Origin of the sequence: Nocardioides jiangsuensis, assembly GCF_019679455.1 — a bacterium.
In the GTDB taxonomy this organism is placed as follows: domain Bacteria; phylum Actinomycetota; class Actinomycetes; order Propionibacteriales; family Nocardioidaceae; genus Nocardioides_C; species Nocardioides_C jiangsuensis.
Map to the genome: position 1 here is coordinate 379,606 of NZ_JAIEZQ010000001.1, position 24,582 is coordinate 404,187.

The window sequence follows — 24,582 nt, forward strand, 5'->3', positions numbered from 1 at the left end:
GGCGATGCCCGAGGCCACCACTCGCGAGGTCACCGGCGAGCCGAGGACCCTGCCGCTGCTGCTCAAGGCGGCGCTGCCGGTCCTGCCCGGGATCTCCCGGCTGCCCGGCGTCCGCAGGACCGGGTCCGCCCTGCCCCAGGTCACGCTGACCCGGCACGACGTCCCCGTCGACCGGGCCCACGTGGCGGCGTACGCCGAGGTCTGCGGCTTCGGGCTCAAGGAGACCCTCCCGGTCACCTACCCGCACCTGCTGGCGTTCCCGTTGCACATGGCGATCATGACCGACGCGCAGTTCCCGTACCCGGCGATCGGCACCGTGCACCTGGAGAACACGATCACCCAGCACCGGGCGATCTCGGCGGGCGAGCGGCTCCAGGTCTCCGCCCGTCCGGAGGGGCTGCGCGGGCACGCGAAGGGCACGCTCTTCGACCTCGTCACCGAGGTGCACTCCGGCGGCGAGCCGGTCTGGGAGGAGACCTCCACCTTCCTGCGCCGCGGACGGCCCGCCGAGGGCGCGGTCGACGAGGGGCTCGACCTCGAGACGGTGCCGTCGTCGGGGACGCAGTGGCGTCTCGGCGCCGACCTGGGCCGCCGGTACGCCGCGGTCTCCGGGGACCACAACCCGATCCACCTGTACGCCGTCACGGCGAAGGCGTTCGGGTTCCCCCGACAGATCGCGCACGGCATGTGGAGCAAGGCCCGCTGCCTCGCCGCGCTCGACGGTCGGTACCCCGACGCGGTGCGGGTCGACGTCGCGTTCAAGAAGCCGGTGCTGCTGCCGGGCACGGTCGCGTTCGGGTCGCGCGCGGTCTCGTCCGGGGACGCACGGGACTGGGCGTTCTCGCTGACCAGCCCGAAGGACGGCGCGCCCCACCTGCTGGGCCGCGCCACCGCGCTCCGTTAGCGCACCGCCGCCGTCGGGACACGAATGGGCCGGCGACCGCAGTCAGGACGGGCCGGGTCAGCGGGCGGCGCCGCGGCCGCGCGTCCGGAGGTAGATCGCCATCGCGGCCGCCGCGACCCGGTTCCGGTCCGACAGGTCGGCGCCCTTGCGCCGGACCCGGTAGGCCGCGCCCCGCAGCCCGCTCGAGGCCCGCACCGCCACCGACCCGGCGGCGGTGCCCGGCTGGTCGGACCTGCGGTTGCGCCACCACAGCTTCGCGTGCCGCTCGGCGAGCACGGTGAGCACGTGCAGCGCGGAGTCGAGCAGCTCCTCGTCGCTGACCTCGTCGGGCAACCGGCCACCCTGCGGCGCCTGCGGCCGGAGCTCGTCGAGGCCGCCGACGACGTCGTAGCCGCCGCGCTCCAGCCGACCGACCATCCGCTCGGCCTGCTCGGTCGCCCAGGCCAGGTGCTCGGCCGGCAGCACCATCCGGTCCGCGGCGGTGGTCGACGGCGGGTCCTGCTCCACGGTGTTCTTGACCACCCAGTCGTACTGCCGCTGGTTCAGCCGGCCCCCGAGCCGCTCGTTGAGCCGCCGGACCACCTCGGTCCCCGAGGTGCCGATCGACGTGTTCCCGCGGGCCACGGGCGCGGTCAGCCGGGCGGGGTCGAAGCCGACGAGCCCGCCCATCCGCGCGAGCAGGAGCCCGGGCTCGGAGCCCTCCGGCGGGACGGTCACCACGTGCACGCGGTCGGCGCCGGCCGCCTCGGCCCAGGTCTCCACCACGGCAGGCAGGTCGTGCCGCAGCCAGAAGCCGCGGGCCGGGTCACGGGTGAGCGCGTCGGGGTCGCGTACGGCGGCGATGAACTCCGGCCATGTGTACGCCGCCCCGCTCTTCACGTCCTCCTGCCACGCCGAGGACAGGACCCGGCCGAGGTCACGGGCGGTCACCACGACGTGCACCTCGTGGTCGGGGAAGGCGGCGACGGCGCGGCGGGCGCGGCGTACCGACACCGAGGCCAGCGACTCCTCGGAGAGCAGCACGGTCCGGTCCGCCCGCTCCGAGACCGCGGCGGTCAGCGCGGCCCACTGGCCGGCGGTGCGACCGTCGTCGGCGCCACGCGGCTGCCGGCCGAGGAAGTCCCACACGGCGAACCGCTGCGCCGGCGACCCGGGCGCGACCGGGTAGTAGACGCCCTGGTCGGCGAGCTCCTCGTGGTTGGCCCGCCAGACGTTCTGCAGGTAGGTCGTGCCCGTCTTCATCATGCCGACGTGCAGGTAGAGCCGGTGCATGCGTCCTCCGAAGGCCTCGAGAGCCGTCGACCCGCGGGCCCGACAGCCGGTGTCCAGAGGACAGGCTAGATCAGCGCGGCTGGCCGAAGACGAGGGCGGTGACCCGGGCCCGGCGGAGTCCCGGCGCCGGCGTGGTCCGCAGCGTGTACGTCGCGGTGGCCGGGGTCCACACGCCGAGGTCGGTGACCCCGTCGCCGTTCCAGTCCCCCGTCACCGGGAGGTCGGTGGCGGTGCCCAGCGCGACGGTGCTGGTGCTCGCCGTGCCGCCCGCGACCGTGCGGAGCGTGAACGTCGCGGTGGCCGCGTCGAAGACGCCGAGGTCGGTGACCCCGTTGCCGTCCCAGTCCCCCGTCACAGGAGTGGAGCCGACCGTGCCGAGGCGCACCACCTGCTGCGTGCCGTCGGCGCGCAGCAGCCGGAACGCGTGCGCCCCGGGGCGCCAGACGCCGACGTCGGTGGTGCCGCTGCCGTCCCAGTCGCCGGTGACGGGCAGGTCGGTGATCCGGCCGATCTTGACGCGGGTGCTGGTGCCGTCGTCCTTGCGGAGGAAGAACGCGCGGCCGCGCTGGCGCCGTACGCCCACCTCGGTGACCTGGTCGCCGTCCCAGTCGCCGGTCACCGGGGTGTCGCTCCCCCGTCCGAAGGTGACGGTGCCGACGGAGCCGTCGGTGCCCGCGAGCAGGAAGGACCCGGACGGGGTACGACGGAAGACCGCCACCTGGTCCGTCCGGTCGCCGTCCCAGTCGCCGGCCAGCGGTACGTCGGGACAGTTGCCCGAGGCGAGGGTGGTGCCGAACGTGAAGGTGGTGCCGGAGAAGGAGGGCCGGACCACGTCGCCGTCGTACTTCTCCTCGAAGTGCAGGTGGGCGCCGCTGACCCCGCCGGACTCGCCGACGAGCCCGAGCGCCATGCCCTGGTCGACCACCTGGCCGGTGCGCACCCACTGCGCCTTCAGGTGGGCGTGGAGGCTCTGCCAGCCGTCGCCGTGGTCGACCACGATCCACTTGCCGTAGCTGCTGCTGCCGGAGTCCGCGACCCGCGAGACCACACCCGGCGCGGAGGCCACCACGAGCGCACCGAGGTCGCCCGGCCGGTTGAAGTCGACCGACAGGGCGCTGGGGCGGTGCGTGGAGCGGGTGGTGCCGGTCCACTGCTCGCCGCACGGGAAGGGCATCTCGTAGTCCGGCCGGGCCAGCGCCGGCGCCGCCGTCGCCACGGTCGCGGTGGCCACCACCGCGACCACCCCCGCCGCGAGGGCCGGGCGGCAGCGCCGTCGGGCGACGGGAGCAGGCAGTCTCGGGGCCACGGCGGGTCCTCTCGGTCGGGCGGGGACGTGGCTCGGCCCCCAGGAGTCACACAGACCTCATAGGGTGAACTACGCCTCAAATCGCCCAACCGTATCCGGCGCCCGGCGTGTCTGTCGCCCGGTTCGGGAGATTTGTGCTAGCCGAGGCGGCGGGACATCACGTCCCGGACCGTCCGCTCACGACCCCGCGGGACCACGTGCACCCGCGTCCCCTGGCCGGGCCGCCCGCCAAGATCAGTGGGAGAACCCGACATTTCCGGGTGGAATCTGGACAAAGCGCCCCAGGTTCGTCAGCCGCGGTCGCGGACCCGGATCAGCCCCTCCTGGGCCATCGACGCGACCAGCGTCCCGTCCTCGGTGAACAGCCGGCCGATCGCAAGCCCACGCGCCCCGGACGCCGACGGGGACGCCTGGTCGTAGAGCATCCACTGGTCGGCCCGGAACGGGCGGTGGAACCACACCGTGTGGTCGAGCGAGGCCGACTGCATGGTCGGGTGCGAGACGTGCACGCCGTGCGGCACGAGCGTCGACCCGAGCAGGGTCATGTCGCTGGCGTAGGTCAGCGCCGCCTGGTGCAGCAGCCGGTCGTCGCCGAGGTCGCCGTTGACGCGGATCCACAGCCGCGACTGCGCCGGCCGCTCGTCGTTCGGGATGCTCCCGCCGTCGCGGGAGTCCCCCACCCAGCGCAGCTCGAGCGCGGCCCACTCCCGCAGCCACTCGTCGGCGCTCTCGGGCGACCGGGCCCGGAACATCTCCCCCATGTCCTGCAGCTCGCCCGGCGAGGGCACGACCGGCATCACGTCCTGGTGCTCGAACCCCTCCTCGGGGATCTGGAAGCTCGCGGTCATGTAGTAGATCGGCCGGCCGTGCTGGCGGGCCGCGATGCGGCGGGTCGAGAAGGTCCGTCCGTCGCGGATCCGCTCGACGTCGTACACGATCGGCACCGAGGTGTCGCCGGGCCGCAGGAAGTAGCTGTGCAGGGAGTGCACGACGAGCGCGTCGTCCACGGTGCGCGCGCCCGCGACCAGCGCCTGCGCGGCGACCTGGCCGCCGAAGACCCGCTGCAGGATCGTGTCGGGCTGGATGCCGCGGAACAGGTTGATGTCGATGGTCTCGAGGTCGAGGAGCTCGACGAGCTCGTCGGCGGATCTGGGCACGGCGGGAACCTCTACTCGTCGGGGCGGTCGGGACGGTCCAGCCCCGCCAGGAAACGTTCGAACTCGGCGCCGATCTCCTCGCCGGTGGGCAGGTCGCGCTCCTCGGCCAGCGGGAGCGCGCTCCCCTCCTCGGTGCTCGGCCGGTGGAAGGCGTCGTACTGCTGCTCGAGGCCCTGCACCACGTCGCGGACCTCCTCGGAGTCCTCGATCTGCGCGGCGATCTCGGCCATCTTGGTGTCCCCAGCGGTGCGCAGCGGGCCGAGGTCCCACTCCAGGCCGGTGACGTCCTCGACGGACTCGAGGATGGAGACCGCGGCCCGGGGGTAGTCGAACTGCGCCACGTAGTGCGGGATGTGCGCGACGAAGCCCATCGCGGCGTGCCCCCACTCCCCGAGCCGCAGCTCGAGCAGCGACTGCGCGCTCGCGGGGATCCGGATCTGCCCCTTCCACACGTTCTCCTGGATCAGCAGCTCCGGTGACGTGGCGTGGTTGGTCAGCATCACCGGCCGGGTGTGCGGCACCGCCATCGGTACGGCGCCCATGGCGACGGTCAGGCGCACCCCGAAGTGCTCGACGACCGCACGCACCGCGGACGCGAACCCCTCCCAGTGCATGTCGGGCTCCGGCCCGTGCAGGAGCAGGTACGGCGTCCCGTGCTGGTCGTGCATCAGCCGCACGACGAGCCGCGGCGCGTCGTACTGCTCGTAGTGGTGCTCGATGAACGTCATCGCCGGGCGCCGGGCGCGGTAGTCGTAGAAGTCGTCGACCTCGAGGCTCGCGACGACCCGGCCGCTCGACTGCGACAGCAGGTGCTTGGCGGCCAGGTTCGCCGCGTTGCCGGCGTCCAGGAAGCCGTCGAGCGCGTGCACGAGCACCGGGCCGTCGGTGCGACCCTCGAGCTCGGGCACCTCGTCGACGATGTGCACGAAGCGGGAGGCCTCAGCCATCACACAACCTTTCGTGGCGCGGTCGTTGAACGGAAATCTCCGGCCGCTCGATGCTGGAACGCGGATGACCTCCGCGCTATGCCCGCACCCGAGCAGGATTCCGCCCCATTGTCGCAGCCCGGCCTCGTCGAGGAGCTCCGCGCCCGGATCGCCGAGGTGTGCGACCCCGGGACGGCGCCGAGGATGCGGGCCTCCATGCAGTCCGCGATGCCCTTCCGCGGGCGTGACGACCGGCACAGCACCGGCTGCTTCCCGGCTTTGTTACCAGCCGGTAGCATCAGGGCGTCATTCCCCTACGACGCATGAAGGAGCCCTTCGTGGCCCGACAGTTGCGAGAGGTCGTCTTCGTCGACGGCGTGCGGACGCCGTTCGGCAAGGCCAAGGGTCAGTACGCCGAGACGCGTGCGGACGACCTGGTGATCAAGTGCATCCGCGAGCTCATGCGGCGCAACCCCAACCTGCCTCCCGAGCGGGTGGACGAGGTCGCGATCGCCGCCACCACCCAGATCGGCGACCAGGGGCTGACCATCGGCCGCACCGCCGCGCTGCTCTCGGGCCTGCCCCAGAGCACCCCCGGCTACGCCATCGACCGGATGTGCGCCGGCGCGATGACGGCGGTCACCACGACCGCGGGCGGCATCGCGTTCGGCTCCTACGACGTGGTCATCGCCGGCGGCGTCGAGCACATGGGCCGCCACCCCATGGGCGAGGGCGTCGACCCGAACCCGCGGATCATCTCCGAGAAGGTCGTCGACCCCGAGGCGCTGTCCATGGGCAACACCGCGGAGAACCTGCACGACCGCTACCCCTCGATCACCAAGCAGCGCGTCGACGCCTACGCCGTCCGCTCGCAGGAGAAGACCGCGCAGGCCTACGCCGACGCGAAGATCCAGCCCGACCTGGTGCCGGTCGCGATCCGCACCGCGGAGGCCGGCTGGGGCCTCGCCACCGCCGACGAGCCGCCGCGTCCGGGCACCACGATGGAGACCCTCGCGGCCCTGAAGACCCCGTTCCGCGCGCACGGCCGGGTCACCGCGGGCAACGCGGCCGGCATCAACGACGGCGCCACCGCCTGCCTGCTCGCCGACGAGGAGACCGCCCGCGACCTCGGCCTGCCGGTGCGGATGCGCCTGGTCTCCTTCTCCTTCGTGGGCGTCGAGCCCGAGGTGATGGGCGCCGGCCCGATCCCGGCGACCGAGAAGGCACTGAAGCAGGCCGGCCTCACCATCGACGACATCGGCGCGTTCGAGGTCAACGAGGCGTTCGCGGTGCAGGTGCTCGCGTTCCTCGAGCACTTCGGGATCGCCGACGACGACGCCCGGGTCAACCCGTACGGCGGCGCCATCGCGATGGGCCACCCGCTCGCCTCCTCCGGCGTGCGGCTGATGACCCAGCTGGCGCGGCAGTTCGAGGAGCGTCCCGAGGTCCGCTACGGAATGACCACCATGTGCATCGGCATCGGCATGGGCGGCACCGTGATCTGGGAGAACCCGCACTGGGACGGCTCCGCCGACAAGTCCACGACGAACCAGGAAGGCGCAGCCTGATGACCACCACCCCCGAGCTTCGGGCTCTGCTCGACCGCGGTGCCGCCATGTCGGCGAACGAGGTGGTCACCGAGGCCAAGGTCCGCGACGTGACGCTGCCGTACGGCGCCGGCACGATGGCGCTGATCACCCTCGACAACGGCCTCGACCACACCCGGCCGAACACGTTCGGCCCGAAGAGCCTCGACGCGCTCAACACCGCGATCGACGCGGCGCTCGCCCGCGACGAGGTGACCTCGATCGGCGTCACCGGCAAGCCGTTCATCCTCGCCGCCGGCGCGGACCTGTCCGGCGTGCCCGGCATCACCGACCGCGAGGACGCCAAGCTGATCGCCCAGATCGGGCACGGCGTGTTCCGCAAGCTCGTCGACGGCGGCAAGACGTCCTTCGGCTTCGTCAACGGCCTCGCCCTCGGCGGCGGCCTCGAGGTGGCCCTGAACTGCACCTACCGCACGATCATGGACTCCGTGCCCGCCGTGGCGCTGCCCGAGGTCTTCCTCGGCCTGGTCCCCGGCTGGGGCGGCGCCTACCTGGTGCCGAACCTGGTCGGCCCCGAGAAGGCCGTGACGCTGCTCGTCGAGAACGCGCTGAACAACAACAAGATGCTCGGCGGCACCGCCGCGTTCGAGCTGGGCCTGGCCGACGCGGTGTTCGAGGGCGCGGACTTCCTCGAGCAGTCCCTGCTCTGGGCCGCGCGGGTGCTGACCGGCGAGGTCACCGTCGCGCGTCCCGAGATCGACCGCGGCGAGGCCTGGGCCGCCGCCGTCGCCAAGGGCCGCGGCATCGCCGACGCGAAGACCGGCGGCGCCGCCCCCGCGGCGTACCGGGCGCTGGACCTGATCGTGCTCGCGCGGACCGCCGACCGGGACGAGGCGTTCGCCGCCGAGGACGAGGCGCTCGCCGACCTGATCATGACCCCGGAGCTCAAGGCCGGCCTGTACGCCTTCGACCTCGTGCAGAAGCGCGCGAAGCGTCCCGCCGGTGCGCCGGACAAGGCGCTGGCACGACCGGTCACCAAGGTCGGCATCGTCGGGGCCGGGCTCATGGCCAGCCAGCTCGCGCTGCTCTTCGCGCGCCGCCTCGAGGTGCCCGTCGTACTCACCGACCTCGACCAGGCCCGGGTGGACAAGGGCGTGAGCTACGTGCACGCCGAGATCGACAAGCTCCTGCTCAAGGGCCGGGCGAGCCAGGACAAGGCGAACCGGCTCAAGGCCCTCGTGTCCGGCGCGGTCGACAAGAGCGAGGTCTTCGCCGACGCCGACTTCGTGATCGAGGCGGTGTTCGAGGAGCTGAAGATCAAGAAGCAGGTCTTCGCCGACGTCGAGGCGATCGTCTCGCCGGAGTGCGTGCTCGCGACGAACACCTCCTCGCTGTCGATCACCGAGATGGCCGCGGACCTCGCGCACCCCGAGCGGGTCGTGGGCTTCCACTTCTTCAACCCGGTCGCGGTGATGCCGCTGCTCGAGATCGTCCGCGGCGAGCGCACCGACGACGCCGCGCTGGCCACCGCGTTCGCGACCGGCAAGAAGCTGAAGAAGACCACGATCCTGGTCAAGGACAGCCCGTCGTTCATCGTCAACCGGCTGCTCGGCCGGTTCATGGGCGAGGTCAGCAAGGTCGTCGACGAGGGCACGCCGATCTCGGTGGCCGACAACGCGTTCGCCGGGGTCGCCCCGATGCCGCCGTTCGTCCTGTTGTCGCTGGTCGGGCCGGCCGTCGCGCTGCACAACAACGAGACCCTGTACGGCGCCTTCCCGGACCGGTTCTACGTCTCGGAGAACCTCAAGCGGCTCGTGGCCGCCGGCAAGCCGGGGCTCTACGGCCCCGACGGCGCCGTCGACCCCGAGGTCGAGGAACTCTTCGAGACCCCGGCCGAGCCGGTCGTACTCACCTCCGAGCAGGTGCGCGAGCGCGTCCTCTCCGTGCTCGCCGAGGAGGCCCGTCTCATGCTCGACGAGGGTGTCGTGGCCGCCCCCGAGGACCTCGACCTCGGCATGATCACCGGGGCCGGGTTCTCGTTCTGGAACGGCGGGCTCACCCCGCTGCTGGACCGGACCGGCGTCGCGGAGAAGGTCACCGGCTCCACCTTCCACTGACCCGCCGCGTCCCGGGTCGCACCACCTGCGCAGCGCCGTCTCCCCGCTCGGGAGGCGGCGCTGCGTGCGTCTGGCCGCGGCTCGGCACGCGCCACCCCGTCTGGTCGGGCCCGGTAGTTCGTGAGCAGATGGTCCTCAGGCGACGCGCGAACAGCCGTTTGCTCACGAACTATCCGCCGTACGCCCGCCGCCGTACGCCGGGCTACCGGCGCACGACGCGACGGCCAGCAGCGCTACCGGCTGGTGACGTCGACGTCGGTCTCCTCGCCGGCGCGCCGCCCCACCATGCTGTTGCGGTAGCTGTAGGCGAAGTAGACGACGAAGCCGAGACCCATCCACACCGCGAACCGCACCCAGGTGTCGCCCGTGAGGTTGAGCATCAGGTACAGGCAGAGCAGCACCGCGAGGGTCGCCACCACCGGCGCGGCGGGCACCCTGAAGGAGCGCGGGAGGTCCGGTCGGGTCCGGCGCAGGATGACCACGCCGACGCTGACCAGGATGAACGCGAAGAGCGTGCCGATGTTGACCAGGTGCGCCAGCGTCGCGAGGTCGACCAGTCCGGCGATGATCGCGACGGCGACGCCGGTGATCGCGGTGATCCGGTACGGCGTCCCGAAGGTGGGGTGCACCTTCGCGACCTTGCGGGGCAGCAGCCCGTCGCGGGCCATCGCGAAGGCGACGCGGGTCTGGCCGAGCATCAGGATCATCACCACGACGGTGAGCCCGATGCAGGCGCCGACCGCGATCAGGTTGCCCATCCACTCCACGCCGACCGCGTCGAAGGCGGTGGCCAGCGGCGCGGCGTCGTTGGGGTCGATGTCCTGGTAGTTCTGCATGCCGGTGATGACGAGGCTGACCGCCATGTAGAGCACGGTGACGATGGCCAGCGAGCCCAGGATGCCGATCGGCACGTCGCGCTGCGGGTTCTTCGCCTCCTCGGCGGTGGTGGCGACCACGTCGAAGCCGATGAAGGCGAAGAAGACCAGGGCCGCGCCCGCGACCACGCCCGCGACGCCGTACACCGCGGGGTCCAGCCCCAGCAGGGAGGTGATCAGCGGCTGCTCCATGAAGCTGCCCGCGCTGCCGGTGCTCGGCTCGGACGGGGGCACGAACGGCGAGTAGTTGGAGGCGTCGATGTAGCCGATGCCGGCGACCACGACGAGCGCGACCACGGTGAGCTTGATCGCGACGACGACCTGGTTGATCACGCTGGACAGCTTGATGCCGACGATCAGCACCCCCATCACCGCGAGCGCGATGAGCACGGCGGGCAGGTTCACCACGCCCTCCTCGGCGGAGGCCAGCGCGGGCGGGAGCTCGAAGGCGGTGCCGGCCAGCAGGTTCTGCAGGTAGCCGGAGAAACCGGTGGCCAGCGCCGCGGAGCCGATCGTGAACTCGAGCACCAGGTCCCAGCCGATGATCCACGCGATCAGCTCGCCGAACGTGGCGTAGCTGAAGGTGTAGGCGCTGCCGGCGACCGGCACGGTGGAGGCGAACTCCGCGTAGCACAGGGCCGCGAGCCCGCAGGCGAGGCCGGCGATCGCGAACGAGACGGCGACGGCGGGCCCGGCGTTGGTGGCCGCCGCGGTACCGGTGAGCACGAAGATGCCGGCACCGATGATGACGCCGACGCCGAAGATCACCAGGTCGAGGGCCCCGAGGTTCTTCTTCAGCGTGTGGTCGGGCTCGTCGGTGTCCCTGATCGACTGCTCGACCGACTTCGTGCGTAGGACGTTCATGTCAGCTCCTCAAGCGTCTGTGTCCCCAGTCCTTCAGGGACACATACCCGGATTTCGCAGGCGGATACCTGCGCAGCACGCTATCGGAGTACGGCGCCGCCCTCGCGTCAGGGCCGGTCGACCTCGACGAGCGGGCTGCCCTGGTCCAGAGCGGTGACGTCCTCGACGACGCTGCGCGCCAGGGCCTGCGCGGTGAGGCCGATCTCCTCGAGGATCTTCGCGCGCTTGGCGTGGTGGAGGAACCGCTGCGGGATGCCGTGCAGGCGGACAGGCGTGTCGACCCGCGCCTCGTTGAGGGTCTGCAGCAGGACCGAGCCGCAGCCGCCGACGATGCCGTTGTCCTCGACGCTGACCACCAGCCGGTGCCCGCGGGCGAGGTCGACGACCGCCGGGTCGAACGGCTTGACCCAGCGCGGGTCGACGACGGTGACGCCGATCCCCTGCGCGGAGAGCCGCTCCGCCACGTCGACCGCGGTGGAGGCCATCGAGCCGATCCCGACCAGCAGCACGTCCTTGGCTCCCTGGCGCACCAGCACGTCCATGCCGCCGGCGCGGTCCACCGGCTCGACGTCGGCGATCGGCGGACCCTTCGGGAACCGTACGACGGTCGGGGCGTCGTCGACCTGCACCGCCTCGCGGAGCAGCTCGCGCAGCCGCGCACCGTCACGGGGCGCCGCCAGCCGGAGCCCGGGCACCACCTGGAGCACCGACATGTCCCACATGCCGTTGTGGCTGGCGCCGTCGTCGCCGGTCACCCCGGCCCGGTCGAGGACGAAGGTGACGCCGCACTTGTGCAGCGCGACGTCCATCAGCACCTGGTCGAAGGCGCGGTTGAGGAAGGTGGCGTAGACCGCGACCACCGGGTGCAGCCCGCCCATCGCGAGGCCGGCGGCCGAGGTGGCGGCGTGCTGCTCGGCGATCCCGACGTCGAAGGTGCGCTCGGGATACTGCGCGGCGAACCGGTCCAGGCCGACCGGGTGCAGCATGGCGGCGGTGATCGCGACCAGGTCCTGGCGCTCCCCGCCGAGGGTGAGCATCTCGTCGGCGAAGATGTCGGTCCAGATCTGCCCCTTGGGCTTCTCGACCCCGGTCGCCACGTCGAACGGCCCGGGCGAGTGGAACTGGTCGGCCTCGTGGCGCTCGGCGGCGTCGTAGCCGAACCCCTTCTTGGTGATCACGTGCACGATGACGGGGCCGCCGTACCGCTTGGCCTGCGCGAGCGCCTGCTCCACGGTGGTGCGGTCGTGGCCGTCGATGGGGCCGACGTACTTCAGCCCGAGATCCTCGAAGAGCCCCTGCGGCGCGAGCGCGTCCTTCATGCCCTTCTTGACGGCGTGGAGCGCGTCGTACACGGCGGGGCCGACCCCGCGCACGCCGTTGAGCCGCTTCTTGACGAGCTCCAGGACCTGCTCGTAGCGCGGGTTCGTGCGCAGCGTGGTGAGGTGGTTGGCGAGGCCGCCGACGGTCGGGGTGTAGGAGCGGCCGTTGTCGTTGACGACCATGACCAGCTTGCGGTCCTGGTTGGCGGCGATGTTGTTCAGCGCCTCCCAGGCCATCCCGCCGGTGAGCGCGCCGTCGCCGATCACCGCGACGACGTACCGGTCCTCACCGCGGATGGAGTAGGCCTTGGCGAGGCCGTCGGCGTAGGACAGCGCGGTGGACGCGTGCGAGTTCTCGACCACGTCGTGGGCGGACTCGGCCTGGCTCGGGTAGCCGGAGAGGCCGCCCTCCTGGCGCAGCGAGTCGAACATGCCGGCGCGACCGGTGAGCATCTTGTGCACGTAGGCCTGGTGGCCGGTGTCGAACACCACCCGGTCCGTGGGCGAGTCGAAGGTCCGGTGGATCGCCATGGTCAGCTCGACCACGCCGAGGTTCGGCCCGAGGTGGCCGCCGGTGCGCGAGACCTTCGAGACCAGCTCGTCACGGATCTCGGCGGCGAGCTCGTCGAGCTGGTGGTCGTCGAGCTCGCGCAGGTCGCGCGGTCCCGTGATCGACTCCAGGTAACCCATGAAACTCCAGCCTCTTCCGGTTTGTGACGGCAACTGCTCGAGTCTAGACGCCGTGGCTCATACCTCGAAGTTGGCGACGGCCGGCTCGACCAGGCTGCCGAGCCACACCCGCCCGTCGTGCTCGCGGACGCCGGTGACCATGTGGAAGTCGGCGGCGTCGAACGACCGGTCGTGGACCACCCCGCCGGCCACGTCGAGGGCCATCACGCGGGCCGTGCGCCTGGGCTGCGGCTGGAGCTTCGCGGGCAGCCGCCAGGCCACCCGGCGCAGCAGCATCGGGCCGGTCATCAACCGCTCCACGACCGGGTCGGTCGGCGAGGCGATCGTCACCCACACGAGGCCGTCGCTGCCGAGGGCGATGTTGTCGGGGTAGCCCGGCAGGTCGGTGGCGAGGTGGTCGGTCTCCCCCGCCCGCGCTCCGGAGAGCCAGTGGCGTACGACGGTGCGCCCGGCGGTCTCCGCGACGGCGACGAAGGAGCCGTCCGCGGCGAGCGCCACGCCGTTGGCGAACCGCAGGTGCTCGAGGACCACGTCGACGGTCCCGTCGGGGTCACGGCGGAGCAACCGGCCCGAGCCGGTGTTCTCCACCAGGTCGGCCTTCCACCGGTCGATGCCGTGGAGCCGCGAGGAGTCGCTGAACCAGATCTCGCCGCCGGCCCCCACCGCCGCGTTGTTGCAGAACGTCATCCGCCGGCCACGCACCAGAGCCGTGAGGACCTCGACCACGCCGGACCCGGGGTCGAGCGCGAGCAGGCCGCGCCGGGCGTCGCAGACCAGGATCCGGCCGTCCGGGAGCGTCTCGAGGCCCAGCGGGCGGCCGCCGGTGCCGCCGACCCGGTCGACCTGCTGCCCGTCGGCGCTGACCCGCCACACGGTCCCGTCGTCCGTGCCGGTGTAGACCGAGCTGTCCGGGCCGACCAGGACGTCCTCGGCCCCCTCGCCGGGAACCGGGACGATCCGCAGGCGGTCAGTGTGCGCAGGGGTGGCGGTCATGCCCGGAAGGCTACCGCCGGGTCGGTGCTACAGCCGGGCGACGAAACGGCGTCCGCGCAGCGCCTCCTCGACGAGTCCCACGGCCCGTCGCTCGGCGATGAGCCGAGCCGACTCCCGCTGCCAGGTCTCGATCGCCCGCTCGACGGTGTCGGCGTCGGCCACGTCGCGCAGCACCGACCGCGCCTCGCTCAGCCCCCGGCGTACGGCGGCCTGGCAGGCCTCGACGTGCAGCACGGCGAACCGGGCCAGCACCACCTCGTGCCGGCGCAGCACCGGGTAGCCGCGGAACTCGGGCGGGCAGATGTCGAGCAGCCAGTTGACCGCCGTACCCTCCCATCCCGGCGCGCCGGGCGGGCGGACCTGCCCGGGCCAACCGGGCGGCGAGACGAGCTGGACCATGACCCCAGGATACCCCGGACTCGAACGTCTGTTCGACAGTCGCTCAGCTCTCCACAGCGGCCAGGATCACGCGGACAAGGTCGTCGGGGCGGGTGAGCTGGGGCCAGTGCCCCGTGGGCAGGTCGACGAAGTCGACGTCGCGGATGTGCGTGAACTCCCGCACCGGCCCGGCTCCCTCGGCGATCCAGTCGCGGAGCATGCCGGTGGTGTACTCCGTCGCGACCGCGGTCACGGGAACGTCGTAGCGTCGCTCGTCGACCAGCCGCTGCGGGTCGCGGGTCACGCGCTCGGGCGACGGGACCGACCGCTCACGGAAAGCGGCGCGCGCCGCCTCGTCCATGTCCGCCAGGTCTTCCGCATCGAACTCCGACCAGGCCGGCAGCGGGACCTCCCCGTTCTCGGCCGGGAAGCCGGCGGCCAGCGCGTCTCCGTCACCGGTCGGGAAGCCACCGACGTAGACGGCCCGAGCGACGCGGTCCGGACGGGCGTCCACGGCCGCGTGCGCGATGGCGCACCCGGCCGAGTGCCCGACGAGAACGACCTTCTCGTCCGGGTGGCAGGCGTCGATCTCCCTGGTCACGGCATCCACGTGGTCGCGGAGGGTGACGCGCGAGCGGTCCACGTCCTTCGACTCCATGCCAGGCAGGGTGAGGGGACGCGCAGAGTGTCCGGCTGCCTCGAGCCCGGGGACGACCTGCTTCCACGAGGATCCGTCCAGCCACAGGCCCGGAACGAGGATGATCTCCATCAGTGACCTCCCGGAAGCACGCCACGCGGCAGCCGGAGGTCGAGCCCGAGCCAGCGAGCCAGGTCCTCGATCTCGCCGCGCACCGCGGCGGTCATGGCCTGGGTGAGGTCCACGTCCTCGTGGACGGCGTCGACCCGCAGAACGCCGGCCGCGCGGTCGGCGGTGGCGTCGAGCTTCCCCACCAGGCGGTCGCCGTACAGGATCGGGAGCGCGAAGTAGCCCCAGCGCCGCTGGGCAGCGGGCTTGTACATCTCCAGCTGGTAGTCGAACTCGAAGAGCTCGGTCGTGCGCCGGCGGTCGTGGACCAGCCGGTCGAACGGGGAGAGCAGCGCCGCCCGACCCGAGAACGGCTGACCCAGCAGGGAGGGGTCGACCCGCCACGTGCCCTTGACCCCCTCGACCACGGCCGGCTCACCGGCCTCACCCACGTCGTTCGGCTCCATCGGGGATTTCGGAGCCCTGGCGCGGGCGATGCCCAGAGCTTTCAACCGCCGCTCGTCGAGGATGCGGAGCGCCTCCTCCGCGGGGACCACCGGGTCGTCGGGGTAGACCCGCGTCGCCAGGTCCCACAGCCGCTCGCGGCCCTTTCGCCCCGCGGTCGCGACCTCGCCGCGCTGCACCATGAAGCCGAGGAGCCTGATCACGTTCTGGTTGTTGGTCCAGCCCGTCGACGTCCAGGGCACCTCGCACGTGTCCGGGATCTCCCGCGAGGTGAGCGGACCCGAGGAACCGAGCCGGTCCAGGATGTCCAGACGGCACGCCTCGTTGGCCTTGACCCAGTCGCGGAGGGACTTCTGCCAGTCGCGCAGCTCCCCGGCCCCGGGCCACTCGGCCATCTCGGCACGGAACAGCGCCAGGTCCTCGCTGGGCCGGACCAGGGCATGCAGCTCGATCAGCGTCCGGTCCCGGAGCGCCGTCGTCAGCTCGCCGCGGTCGTAGGACGACCCGAGCCGGCTCCACGCCACCAGGTCGGCGTTCGGCGCGACGGCGGCGGTCGGGTCGAGCTGGAGCAGGGTCAGGTGGCGCACCAGGTCGAGCAGGCCGGGCGGCCGCCTGCTGTCCAGGAGCTGCGCCTGCACCGCGACGCGGCGGGCGTCGGTGCGGGAGAGCCGGTGCACGGTCACGGTCCGAGGCTAGGCCACGGGCCGCTCGGGCGCCGGGTAACGCTCAGGTGCGAGGTCACGCCCGACGGGCGATGACTTTCGACCCGCCGGGACGTCTCATAGTGCAGTGGGCTCGTCGCGAGCCCCGGACCCGATCCGAAAGGACACGCACGATGAGGAAGCTGATCGTGAGCACCTTCCTGACCCTCGACGGGGTGATGCAGGCCCCGGGTGGGCCGGAGGAGGACGACAGCGGCGGTTTCGCGCACGGCGGCTGGTCGGTGACCTACTGGGACGACCGGATGGGTGAGGTCATGGGCGCCGCGATGAGCGTCCCGTTCGACCTCGTGCTCGGCCGGAAGACCTACGACATCTTCGCCGCGTACTGGCCGCATGCCTCGGAGGAACAGGGGGCCAAGCCGCTGAACGACGCCACCAAGCACGTCGCCTCGCGGAGTCGGCCCACGCTGGAGTGGCGCAACTCGGTCCTGATCGACGGGGACGCGGCCGAGGGGATCGCGGCGCTCAAGCAGCAGGACGGGCCCGAGCTGCAGGTCCATGGCAGCGGGGACCTGGTGCAGACGCTGCTGCGTCACGGCCTCATAGACGAGTACCGGCTGTGGGTCTTCCCGCTCGTCATCGGGTCGGGCAAGCGCCTGTTCGCGGACGGCACCGTCCCCGCGGCGCTGCGGCTCGTGGACAGCCAGGTCTCCACCACGGGGGTCGTGATGGGCACGTACGAGCCGGCAGGCGAGATCGTCACGGGATCGTTCGCGCTCGAGTGACCGTGCTCGGCACCGTACGCCGAGCGCTCGGGAACCGGACCGTCGCCGGCGCTGGTCCCAGCATCGGTGCGGGCCGGACCGGTCAGCCGGGCAGGAACGAGAGCCGCACCTGCCGCTCCCGGTTGTCGACGTTGAGGTCGACCAGGCAGACGCTCTGCCAGGTGCCGAGCGTGAGCCGGCCGCCGACGACCGGGATGGTCGCGTACGGCGGGACCAGGGCCGGCATCACGTGCGACCGGCCGTGGCCGGGGCTGCCGTGCCGGTGCCGCCACCGGTCGTCCGAGGGCAGGAGGTCCTCGAGGGCGGCGAGCAGGTCGTCGTCGCTGCCGGCGCCGGTCTCGAGGATCGCGATCCCGGCGGTGGCGTGCGGCACGAACACGTGCAGCAGGCCGTCCCCCTCGCCGGAGACGAACCCGGCGCAGTCACGGGTGATGTCGAGGACCACGTCGCGGTCCCCGGTGGTGTAGTCGACGGTCTCGGAGCGCATGCGCCCATCGTGCCCCGGTCCGGGTGCGCTATGCCGGCAGGAACAGGCTCTTCGCCAGCAGGACCACCGACGACAGCCCGCAGACCCAGAGCACCGCGGGCCGGAAGTGGCGGGCGGGGACGACCCGGTGCAGCACCCGGGACAGCACCACGCCGACCAGCAGCGCCGGGGCCAGCGTGACCGCCAGGAGGAACGTGGACCGGTCGACGGCGCCCGTGAGGCCCAGTCCCAGCAGGCTCACGCCCGCCCCGCCCACGAAGTAGACCGCCAGCGTGCTGCGGACCTGCAGCGCGGCACGGTGCTGGAGCAGGATCGCCATCGGCGGACCGCCGATGGACGTGGTGGTCCCGGCGACGCCGGAGACGAAGCCGGCCGTGGTGAGGCTGACCCGGTTCACCGGCAGCCGCACGGACCACGCGGTCACCAGGACGCTCGCCAGCACCATCAGGCCGACCGCGACGCCCATCGCCTGGGCGGAGAACATGCCCACCAGGACGACGCCGACGACGGTGCCCGGCAGCCGCGCGGACATCGACCAGCCGAGCCCGCGCCAGTCGATGTCGTGGTGGTCGCGCACCAGCGTGACCACGGGCAGGAAGAGCGCGAGCCACAGCAGCAGTCCGGGCATCAGGTCCGGCGCGAGCAGCGTGGTCACCGGGGCGGCGACCAGCCCGAGGCCGAGCCCGACCAGCCCCTGGACGGTGGCGCCGACGACGAGGGTGGCGGCCAGGACGGCCGCCACCCCCACGTCGACTCCCCCGATGTCCAGAGAGGGTCAGCCCTTCAGCAGCCCGCGGAGGACGTACTGCATGATGCCGCCGTTGCGGTAGTAGCCGGCCTCGCCCGGGGTGTCGATGCGGACGACCGCGTCGAACTCCACGTCCCCGGCCTTGACCTTCACGGTGCGCGGCGTCTCGCCGTCGTTCAGCGCGGTGACCCCGGTGATCGAGAAGGTCTCCTCACCGGTGAGGCCGAGCGACTCGGCGTTCTGGCCCTCGGGGTACTGCAGCGGCAGCACGCCCATGCCGATCAGGTTCGACCGGTGGATCCGCTCGTAGGACTCCGCGATGACGGCCTTGACGCCGAGCAGCGCGGTGCCCTTGGCGGCCCAGTCGCGCGACGACCCGGAGCCGTACTCCTTGCCGGCCAGCACGACCAGCGGCACCCCGGCGGCGACGTACGCCTCGGACGCCTCGAACACCGTGGTGACCTCGCCGTCACCGATGAGGTTGCGGGTGAAGCCGCCCTCGGTGCCCGGCGCGAGCTGGTTGCGCAGGCGGATGTTCGCGAACGTGCCGCGGATCATCACCTCGTGGTTGCCGCGGCGCGAGCCGTAGGAGTTGAAGTCGCGCTGTTCCACGCCGTGCTCGGCGAGGTACCTGCCCGCGGGCGAGTCCTTCTTGATCGCACCGGCCGGCGAGATGTGGTCGGTGGTGACCGAGTCGCCGAGCTTCAGCAGCACCCGGGCGCCGTCGATGTCCTCGACCGGCGACGGCTCGTCGGGCATGCCGTCGAAGTACGGCGCCTTCCGGACGTACGTCGAGTCGGCGTCCCAGGCGAACGTGTCACCGGAGGGGGTCTCGAGGTTCCGCCAGCGCTCGTCACCGGCGAAGACGTCGGCGTAGTCGTTGGCGAACATCTCGGAGGTGATCGCCTGGCCGATGACCTCCTCGACCTCGGACGGCGCGGGCCAGACGTCCTTGAGGAAGACGTCGTTGCCGTCGGTGTCCTGGCCCAGCGGGTCGTTGAACAGGTCGAGGTCCATCGACCCGGCCAGCGCGTAGGCGACGACGAGCGGCGGCGACGCGAGGTAGTTCATCTTCACGTCGGGGTTGATCCGGCCCTCGAAGTTGCGGTTGCCGGACAGCACCGAGACGACCGAGAGGTCGTTGTCCTGCACGGCCTTGCTGACCTCGGGGATGAGCGGCCCGGAGTTGCCGATGCAGGTGGTGCAGCCGTAGCCGACCAGGTTGAAGCCGAGCTTGTCGAGGTACGGCGTCAGACCGGCGCGCTCGTAGTAGTCCGAGACGACCTTCGACCCGGGGGCGAGCGTGGTCTTGACCCACGGCTTGCGCTGGAGGCCCTTCTCGACGGCCTTCTTCGCCAGCAGCGCGGCGCCGATCATCACCGACGGGTTCGAGGTGTTGGTGCACGACGTGATCGCGGCGATCGCGACCGCACCGTGGTCGAGCTCGAACTTGGTGCCGTCGGACAGCTCGACCATCGCCGGGTGGCTCGGGCGTCCGCCGTCCTTCGGCGCGGCCGAGACGTGGTCGGTCGGAGCCGCGGAGCCGTTGCCACCCTCGTGCGAGGGGGCGTCGGACGCCGGGAAGGACTCGGCGACCGCCTCGTCGTACCCCTGCTCGTCCTCGACGACGTAGTCGGCCAGAGCGCCGCGGAAGGCGTTCTTCGCGTCGCTGAGCGACACCCGGTCCTGGGGACGCTTCGGGCCGGCCAGCGACGGGACGACCGTGCCCAGGTCGAGCTCGAGCCTCTCGGAGTAGCGGGGCTCGGCCACGGGGTCGTGCCAGAGGCCCTGCTCCTTGGCGTAGGCCTCGACCAGCGCGAGCTGCTCCTCGGAGCGCCCGGTGAGGCGCAGGTAGTTGACGGTCTCCTCGTCGAGCGGGAAGACCGCGATCGTCGAGCCGAACTCCGGCGACATGTTGCCGATCGTGGCGCGGTTGGCCAGCGGGAGGGCGGAGACGCCGGAGCCGTAGAACTCGACGAACTTGCCGACCACGCCGTGCTTGCGCAGCATCTCGGTGATGGTGAGCACGAGGTCGGTGGCGGTGGCACCCTCGGGCAGCTCGCCCGAGAGCTTGAAGCCGACCACGCGCGGGATGAGCATCGACACCGGCTGGCCGAGCATCGCGGCCTCGGCCTCGATGCCGCCGACGCCCCAGCCCACGACGCCGATGCCGTTGACCATGGTGGTGTGCGAGTCGGTGCCCACGCAGGTGTCGGGGTAGGCGACCGTCGTACCGGACTCCTCGTCGCGGGTGAAGACCACGCGGGCGAGGTGCTCGATGTTGACCTGGTGCACGATTCCGGTGCCCGGCGGGACGACCTTGAAGTCGTCGAAGGCGCCCTGGCCCCAGCGCAGGAACTGGTAGCGCTCCTTGTTGCGCTCGTACTCGATCTCGACGTTGCGCTCGAAGGCCTCGGGCGTGCCGAAGACGTCGGCGATGACGGAGTGGTCGATGACCATCTCGGCCGGCGCCAGCGGGTTGATCTTCGACGGGTCGCCGCCGAGGTCGGCCATCGCCTCACGCATGGTGGCCAGGTCGACGACGCACGGCACACCGGTGAAGTCCTGCATGATCACGCGGGCCGGGGTGAACTGGATCTCCTTGCTCGGCTCCGCGGCGGCGTCCCACCCGGCCAGCGCGCGGATGTCGTCGGCGGTGATGTTCGCACCGTCCTCGGTGCGCAGCAGGTTCTCGAGCAGGATCTTCAGGCTGTACGGCAGCGAGTCGACGTCGAGCCCGTCACCGGCCACCGCCTTCAGCCGGTAGATCTCGTAGGACTTTCCCTGCACATCCAGCGTGCTCTTGGCACCAAAGCTGTCCTGACTCGGCATCAGCCATCTCCTCGTGACGTCTCGGCAACTCGCTCCGCCCATCTTGCCCATGGAGCACCGACCCTCGGAAGTGAGGTGACACTAACTTCGGGCGTCGGCGGGACAGAGCGGGGGTTCTCTTGACATCAAGATACACGATGTCGAGCGATTTCGGGGACCGACTTTCCACCCTCCCGCCGCATCCCGACGGCGGTCAGCCGGCGGTGCGGGTGAGCAGCGCGACGCACTCCACGTGGTGGGTCATCGGGAACAGGTCGAACGCGCGCAGCCCGGTGAGCTCGTAGCCGTGCTCGGCGAAGATCGCCACGTCGCGGGCGAGCGCCGCGGGCTCGCAGGCGACGTAGGCCACCGCCCGGGGACGCAGCGCGGCGATCCCCTCGACCACGTCGCGCTTGGCGCCCGTCCGCGGCGGGTCGAGCACCACCACGTCCATCCGCTCCCCCAGCGCGCCGCGGCGCAGCGCCCGGTCGACCCGGTCCACGACCGACTCCACCTGCGCGAGGTCGGCGAGGTTGCGGGCGGCGTCGCCCACGGCGACCTCGTCCCCCTCGACGCCGGTGACCCAGCCGGTCGGGCCGACCCGCTCGGCCAGCGCCGCGGAGAACAGCCCGACCCCGGAGTACAGGTCGGCGGCCCGCTCCCCGGGCGCCGGCTCGAGCGCCTCGAGCACCGCGGAGACGAGCGTGTCCGCCGCGCCGGGGTGCACCTGCCAGAAGCCGGACCCGGTGACCCGCCAGTCACGGCCGGCGGCGCGCTCGTGCAGCACCTTCGGGCCGTCGAGGTAGAGGTCGCCGTCGGCGGTGACGATCCGGAGCCGCTCCCCCGTGTCGGAGACGATCGCCTCGACGGCGTCCGCGCCGTACCAGTCCTCGCTCGTCACGGCGGGCAGGTCCGGGTGCGCGATGCGGCAGGTGTCGAGCCGGACGATCTCGTGCGAGCGGTGCGCGCGGAGGCCGGCGTGGCCGTCCTCGTCGACGGCGTACTGCACCCGGGTCCGCCAGGCGAGGCCCTCGTGGTCGCCCGGCACCGGCTCGACCGTCACCGGCACGTCGAGCCCGGCGAGGCGCTGCAGCTGCTCGCGCACGACGAACGCCTTCAGCTCCCGCTGGGCCGCGAGCCGCACGTGCTGGAAGTCGCAGCCACCGCACAGGTGCGGGCCCGAGAACGGGCAGGGCGGCTCGACGCGGTCGGGCGACGCCTCGAGCACCTCGACCGCGTCCCCGCGCAGGAACTTGGACTGGTCGTCGCCCTCGGTCACCTCGACGACGACCCGCTCGCCGGGCAGGGTGTGCCGCACGAAGATCACGACGCCCTCGTGCCGGGCGACGCAGTGGCCGCCGTGGGCGACGTTGCCGACCTCGACGGCGTAGCGCTCCCCCACGAGCGAGCGCCCTCGCGGGGCACGCTGCCGGTGCTGCCTGCTCATCGGTCCTCGCTCGTCCGGTCCTTGACCTGGTCGCTGAGCACCCGGCCGCGTCGGACGTCGCCGGCCTGCGCCTGGTGCAGCAGCCGTTCCTCGCGCTGCTTCGCGACCTCGGAGGAGCGCAGCTGGTAGGGCACCGAGATGACCATGACGCCGGGGGTGAACAGCAGCCGCCCCTTGAGCCGCAGCGCGGTCTGGTTGTGCAGCAGCTGCTCCCACCAGCGCCCGACGACGTACTCGGGGATGTACACGGCGACCACGCCGCGCGGGTTGGCGTTCCGGATGCTGCGCGTGTAGTCGACGATCGGCTTGATGATCTCGCGGTACGGCGAGTACAGGACCTTCAGCGGGACGTCGATCCGCCGGTCGTCCCACTCCTCGAGGAGTCGGGCCGTGGCCGCGGAGTCGGTGTCGACGAAGACGGCCTCGAGCACGTTCGGGCGCGACGCCTTCGCGTACGCCAGGGCCCGCATCGTCGGCTTGTGCAGCTTGGACACCAGCACCACCGCGTGCACCCGGGTCGGCAGGACCTGGTCGTCCTCCTCGATGGTCAGCTCCACGCCCACGTTGTCGTAGTGGCGGCGGATCGCCTTCATGATCATGAAGAAGGTGCCCATCGCCAGGATCGCGATCCACGCGCCGGCGAGGAACTTGGTGACCAGCACGATCACCAGCACGACCGCGGTCATCCCGAGGCCGAAGGTGTTGATCGCGCGCGAGCGCATCATCCGGCGGCGGACCGCGGGATCGGTCTCCGTGCGCAGGTGCCGGGTCCAGTGCCGGATCATGCCGAGCTGGCTGAGGTTGAACGACACGAAGACGCCGACGATGTAGAGCTGGATCAGCTTGGTGACCTCGGCGTCGAACGCGACGATCAGGCCGATCGCCATCAGCGCGAGGATCAGGATGCCGTTGCTGTAGGCCAGCCGGTCGCCGCGTGAGCTGAGCTGCCGCGGCAGCAGGCCGTCCTTGGCCAGGATGGAGCCGAGCACCGGGAAGCCGTTGAAGGCGGTGTTCGCGGCGAGCACCAGGATGATGCCGGTCATCGCGATGACGAAGTAGAAGCCGGGCGAGAAGTTGTCGAAGACGCCGCGGGCGATCTGCGCGATCACGGTGTGCTGGTCGTAGCCGGGCGGGACCGGCTCGCCGCTGGGGAGGATCAGCCGCTCGAAGTCGTGCGGGTCGACGTACCGCAGGCTCATCCGGTTGGCCAGGGTGATGACGCTGAGCATCATCGTGATCGCGATCAGCCCGAGCAGCAGCAACGTGGTCGCGGCGTTGCGGCTCTTGGGCTTGCGGAACGCCGGTACGCCGTTCGAGATCGCCTCCACACCGGTCAGCGCCGCACAGCCCGACGAGAACGCCCGGGCCAGCAGGAAGACCAGCGCCACCGTGGTGATGGTGCCCTCGTAGCCCTCCGCCTCGATGATCCGGAGCTCGGCGCTCTCCGCGTCGGGCAGCGTCCCCGACAGCAGCCGCAGGAAGCCCCAGGCGCACATGCCGAGGATGGCGAGCATGAAGCCGTACGTCGGGATCGCGAAGAACGTGCCCGACTCGCGTACACCGCGGAGGTTGAGCGCCGCGAGCAGCAGCACGAGCACGCTGGCGACGAGCGCCTCGTTGCCGGAGATGAACGTCAGCGCGGCCGCGGCGTTCTGCACGCCCGACGAGATCGACACCGCCACCGTGAGCACGTAGTCCACCAGCAGCGCGCTCGCGACGGTCACGCCGGCGTTCTGGCCGAGGTTGACGGTCGCCACCTCGTAGTCGCCCCCGCCGCTGGGGTAGGCGTGCACGTTCTGCCGGTAGGAGGCGACCACGGTGAGCATCACCAGCGCGACCAGCAGGCCGATCTTCCAGGACCAGCTGTACGCCGCGACGCCCGCGAACGACAGCATGATGAAGATCTCGTCCGGCGCGTACGCGACCGAGGACAGCGCGTCGCTCGCGAACACGGGCAGCGCGACGCGCTTGGGCAGCAGGGTCTCGCCCAGCTGCGTGCTACGGAGCTTGCGCCCCAGGAGAATCCGCTTGGATACGTCGCCAACACCCACGAGTGGAAGGCTAGACCACGACGAGGGCGTTGC

The 24,582-nt window shown here is 71.8% G+C and carries 19 protein-coding genes; 4 read left to right on the forward strand and 15 right to left on the reverse strand.

Annotated elements, in window-relative coordinates; translation table 11 throughout:
* Positions 1 to 4 precede the first annotated feature (4 nt).
* Positions 5 to 904, forward strand: coding sequence for a MaoC/PaaZ C-terminal domain-containing protein (locus K1X13_RS01870; protein WP_221023344.1), 900 nt, complete (start codon positions 5 to 7; stop codon positions 902 to 904).
* A 57-nt stretch (positions 905 to 961) separates the two neighbouring features.
* Here K1X13_RS01870 and K1X13_RS01875 read toward each other — a convergent pair whose 3' ends face one another.
* The 4 genes from K1X13_RS01875 to K1X13_RS01890 form a co-directional block, all read right to left on the reverse strand.
* The gene (locus K1X13_RS01875; protein WP_221023345.1) at positions 962 to 2,176 is read right to left on the reverse strand and encodes a hypothetical protein; all 1,215 of its coding nucleotides are present in this window, start codon (positions 2,174 to 2,176) and stop codon (positions 962 to 964) included.
* 70 nt (positions 2,177 to 2,246) lie between these two features.
* Entirely contained in the window at positions 2,247 to 3,482 is a 1,236-nt protein-coding gene (locus K1X13_RS01880; RefSeq protein ID WP_221023346.1) for a M23 family metallopeptidase, read from the reverse strand.
* Positions 3,483 to 3,772: 290 nt separating this feature from the next.
* Positions 3,773 to 4,639: an acyl-CoA thioesterase gene (locus K1X13_RS01885; RefSeq protein ID WP_221023347.1), complete on the reverse strand. Its 867-nt coding sequence runs from the start codon at positions 4,637 to 4,639 to the stop codon at positions 3,773 to 3,775.
* Positions 4,640 to 4,650: 11 nt separating this feature from the next.
* Positions 4,651 to 5,586 carry a proteasome assembly chaperone family protein gene (locus tag K1X13_RS01890; protein ID WP_221023348.1) on the reverse strand — a complete coding sequence of 312 codons (936 nt, stop codon included), beginning with the start codon at positions 5,584 to 5,586 and terminating at the stop codon, positions 4,651 to 4,653.
* 302 nt (positions 5,587 to 5,888) lie between these two features.
* Here K1X13_RS01890 and K1X13_RS01895 point away from each other — a divergent pair, with 302 nt between their 5' ends.
* Positions 5,889 to 7,133 carry a thiolase family protein gene (locus K1X13_RS01895; RefSeq protein ID WP_225914493.1) on the forward strand — a complete coding sequence of 415 codons (1,245 nt, stop codon included), beginning with the start codon at positions 5,889 to 5,891 and terminating at the stop codon, positions 7,131 to 7,133.
* Positions 7,133 to 9,229, forward strand: a complete 2,097-nt coding sequence (locus K1X13_RS01900; protein WP_221023349.1) for a 3-hydroxyacyl-CoA dehydrogenase NAD-binding domain-containing protein — start codon at positions 7,133 to 7,135, stop codon at positions 9,227 to 9,229. Before K1X13_RS01895 ends, K1X13_RS01900 begins: the two co-directional genes overlap by 1 nt.
* 233 nt (positions 9,230 to 9,462) lie before the next feature.
* Here K1X13_RS01900 and K1X13_RS01905 read toward each other — a convergent pair whose 3' ends face one another.
* From K1X13_RS01905 to K1X13_RS01930, 6 genes are all read right to left on the reverse strand, one after another.
* Positions 9,463 to 10,968 (reverse strand): amino acid permease, encoded by a 1,506-nt coding sequence (locus K1X13_RS01905; RefSeq protein WP_221023350.1) that lies wholly within the window; start codon positions 10,966 to 10,968, stop codon positions 9,463 to 9,465.
* Between the two features lie 107 nt (positions 10,969 to 11,075).
* Positions 11,076 to 12,977 carry a 1-deoxy-D-xylulose-5-phosphate synthase gene (dxs, locus tag K1X13_RS01910; protein ID WP_221023351.1) on the reverse strand — a complete coding sequence of 634 codons (1,902 nt, stop codon included), beginning with the start codon at positions 12,975 to 12,977 and terminating at the stop codon, positions 11,076 to 11,078.
* Positions 12,978 to 13,034: 57 nt separating this feature from the next.
* The gene (locus tag K1X13_RS01915) at positions 13,035 to 13,970 is read right to left on the reverse strand and encodes an SMP-30/gluconolactonase/LRE family protein (protein WP_221023352.1); all 936 of its coding nucleotides are present in this window, start codon (positions 13,968 to 13,970) and stop codon (positions 13,035 to 13,037) included.
* Between the two features lie 27 nt (positions 13,971 to 13,997).
* Entirely contained in the window at positions 13,998 to 14,369 is a 372-nt protein-coding gene (locus K1X13_RS01920) for a hypothetical protein (RefSeq protein ID WP_221023353.1), read from the reverse strand.
* Positions 14,370 to 14,412: 43 nt separating this feature from the next.
* Entirely contained in the window at positions 14,413 to 15,117 is a 705-nt protein-coding gene (locus K1X13_RS01925; protein WP_221023354.1) for an alpha/beta fold hydrolase, read from the reverse strand.
* Positions 15,117 to 16,241: a DNA glycosylase AlkZ-like family protein gene (locus K1X13_RS01930; protein WP_221023355.1), complete on the reverse strand. Its 1,125-nt coding sequence runs from the start codon at positions 16,239 to 16,241 to the stop codon at positions 15,117 to 15,119. The genes K1X13_RS01925 and K1X13_RS01930 overlap by 1 nt, the downstream gene beginning before the upstream one ends.
* A 152-nt stretch (positions 16,242 to 16,393) precedes the next feature.
* Between K1X13_RS01930 and K1X13_RS01935 the strand changes: the two genes are divergently transcribed.
* The gene (locus K1X13_RS01935; RefSeq protein WP_221023356.1) at positions 16,394 to 17,005 is read left to right on the forward strand and encodes a dihydrofolate reductase family protein; all 612 of its coding nucleotides are present in this window, start codon (positions 16,394 to 16,396) and stop codon (positions 17,003 to 17,005) included.
* Between the two features lie 82 nt (positions 17,006 to 17,087).
* Here K1X13_RS01935 and K1X13_RS01940 read toward each other — a convergent pair whose 3' ends face one another.
* From K1X13_RS01940 to K1X13_RS01960, 5 genes are all read right to left on the reverse strand, one after another.
* Positions 17,088 to 17,492 (reverse strand): secondary thiamine-phosphate synthase enzyme YjbQ, encoded by a 405-nt coding sequence (locus K1X13_RS01940; protein WP_221023357.1) that lies wholly within the window; start codon positions 17,490 to 17,492, stop codon positions 17,088 to 17,090.
* Positions 17,493 to 17,520: 28 nt separating this feature from the next.
* Positions 17,521 to 18,240 (reverse strand): TSUP family transporter, encoded by a 720-nt coding sequence (locus K1X13_RS01945; RefSeq protein ID WP_308249335.1) that lies wholly within the window; start codon positions 18,238 to 18,240, stop codon positions 17,521 to 17,523.
* A gap of 27 nt (positions 18,241 to 18,267) precedes the next feature.
* Positions 18,268 to 21,072, reverse strand: a complete 2,805-nt coding sequence (locus K1X13_RS01950; RefSeq protein ID WP_221023358.1) for an aconitate hydratase — start codon at positions 21,070 to 21,072, stop codon at positions 18,268 to 18,270.
* Between the two features lie 193 nt (positions 21,073 to 21,265).
* Positions 21,266 to 22,498 carry a class I SAM-dependent RNA methyltransferase gene (locus tag K1X13_RS01955; RefSeq protein ID WP_221023359.1) on the reverse strand — a complete coding sequence of 411 codons (1,233 nt, stop codon included), beginning with the start codon at positions 22,496 to 22,498 and terminating at the stop codon, positions 21,266 to 21,268.
* Positions 22,495 to 24,549 (reverse strand): APC family permease, encoded by a 2,055-nt coding sequence (locus K1X13_RS01960; protein ID WP_221023360.1) that lies wholly within the window; start codon positions 24,547 to 24,549, stop codon positions 22,495 to 22,497. Before K1X13_RS01960 ends, K1X13_RS01955 begins: the two co-directional genes overlap by 4 nt.
* Between the last annotated feature and the right edge of the window lie 33 nt (positions 24,550 to 24,582).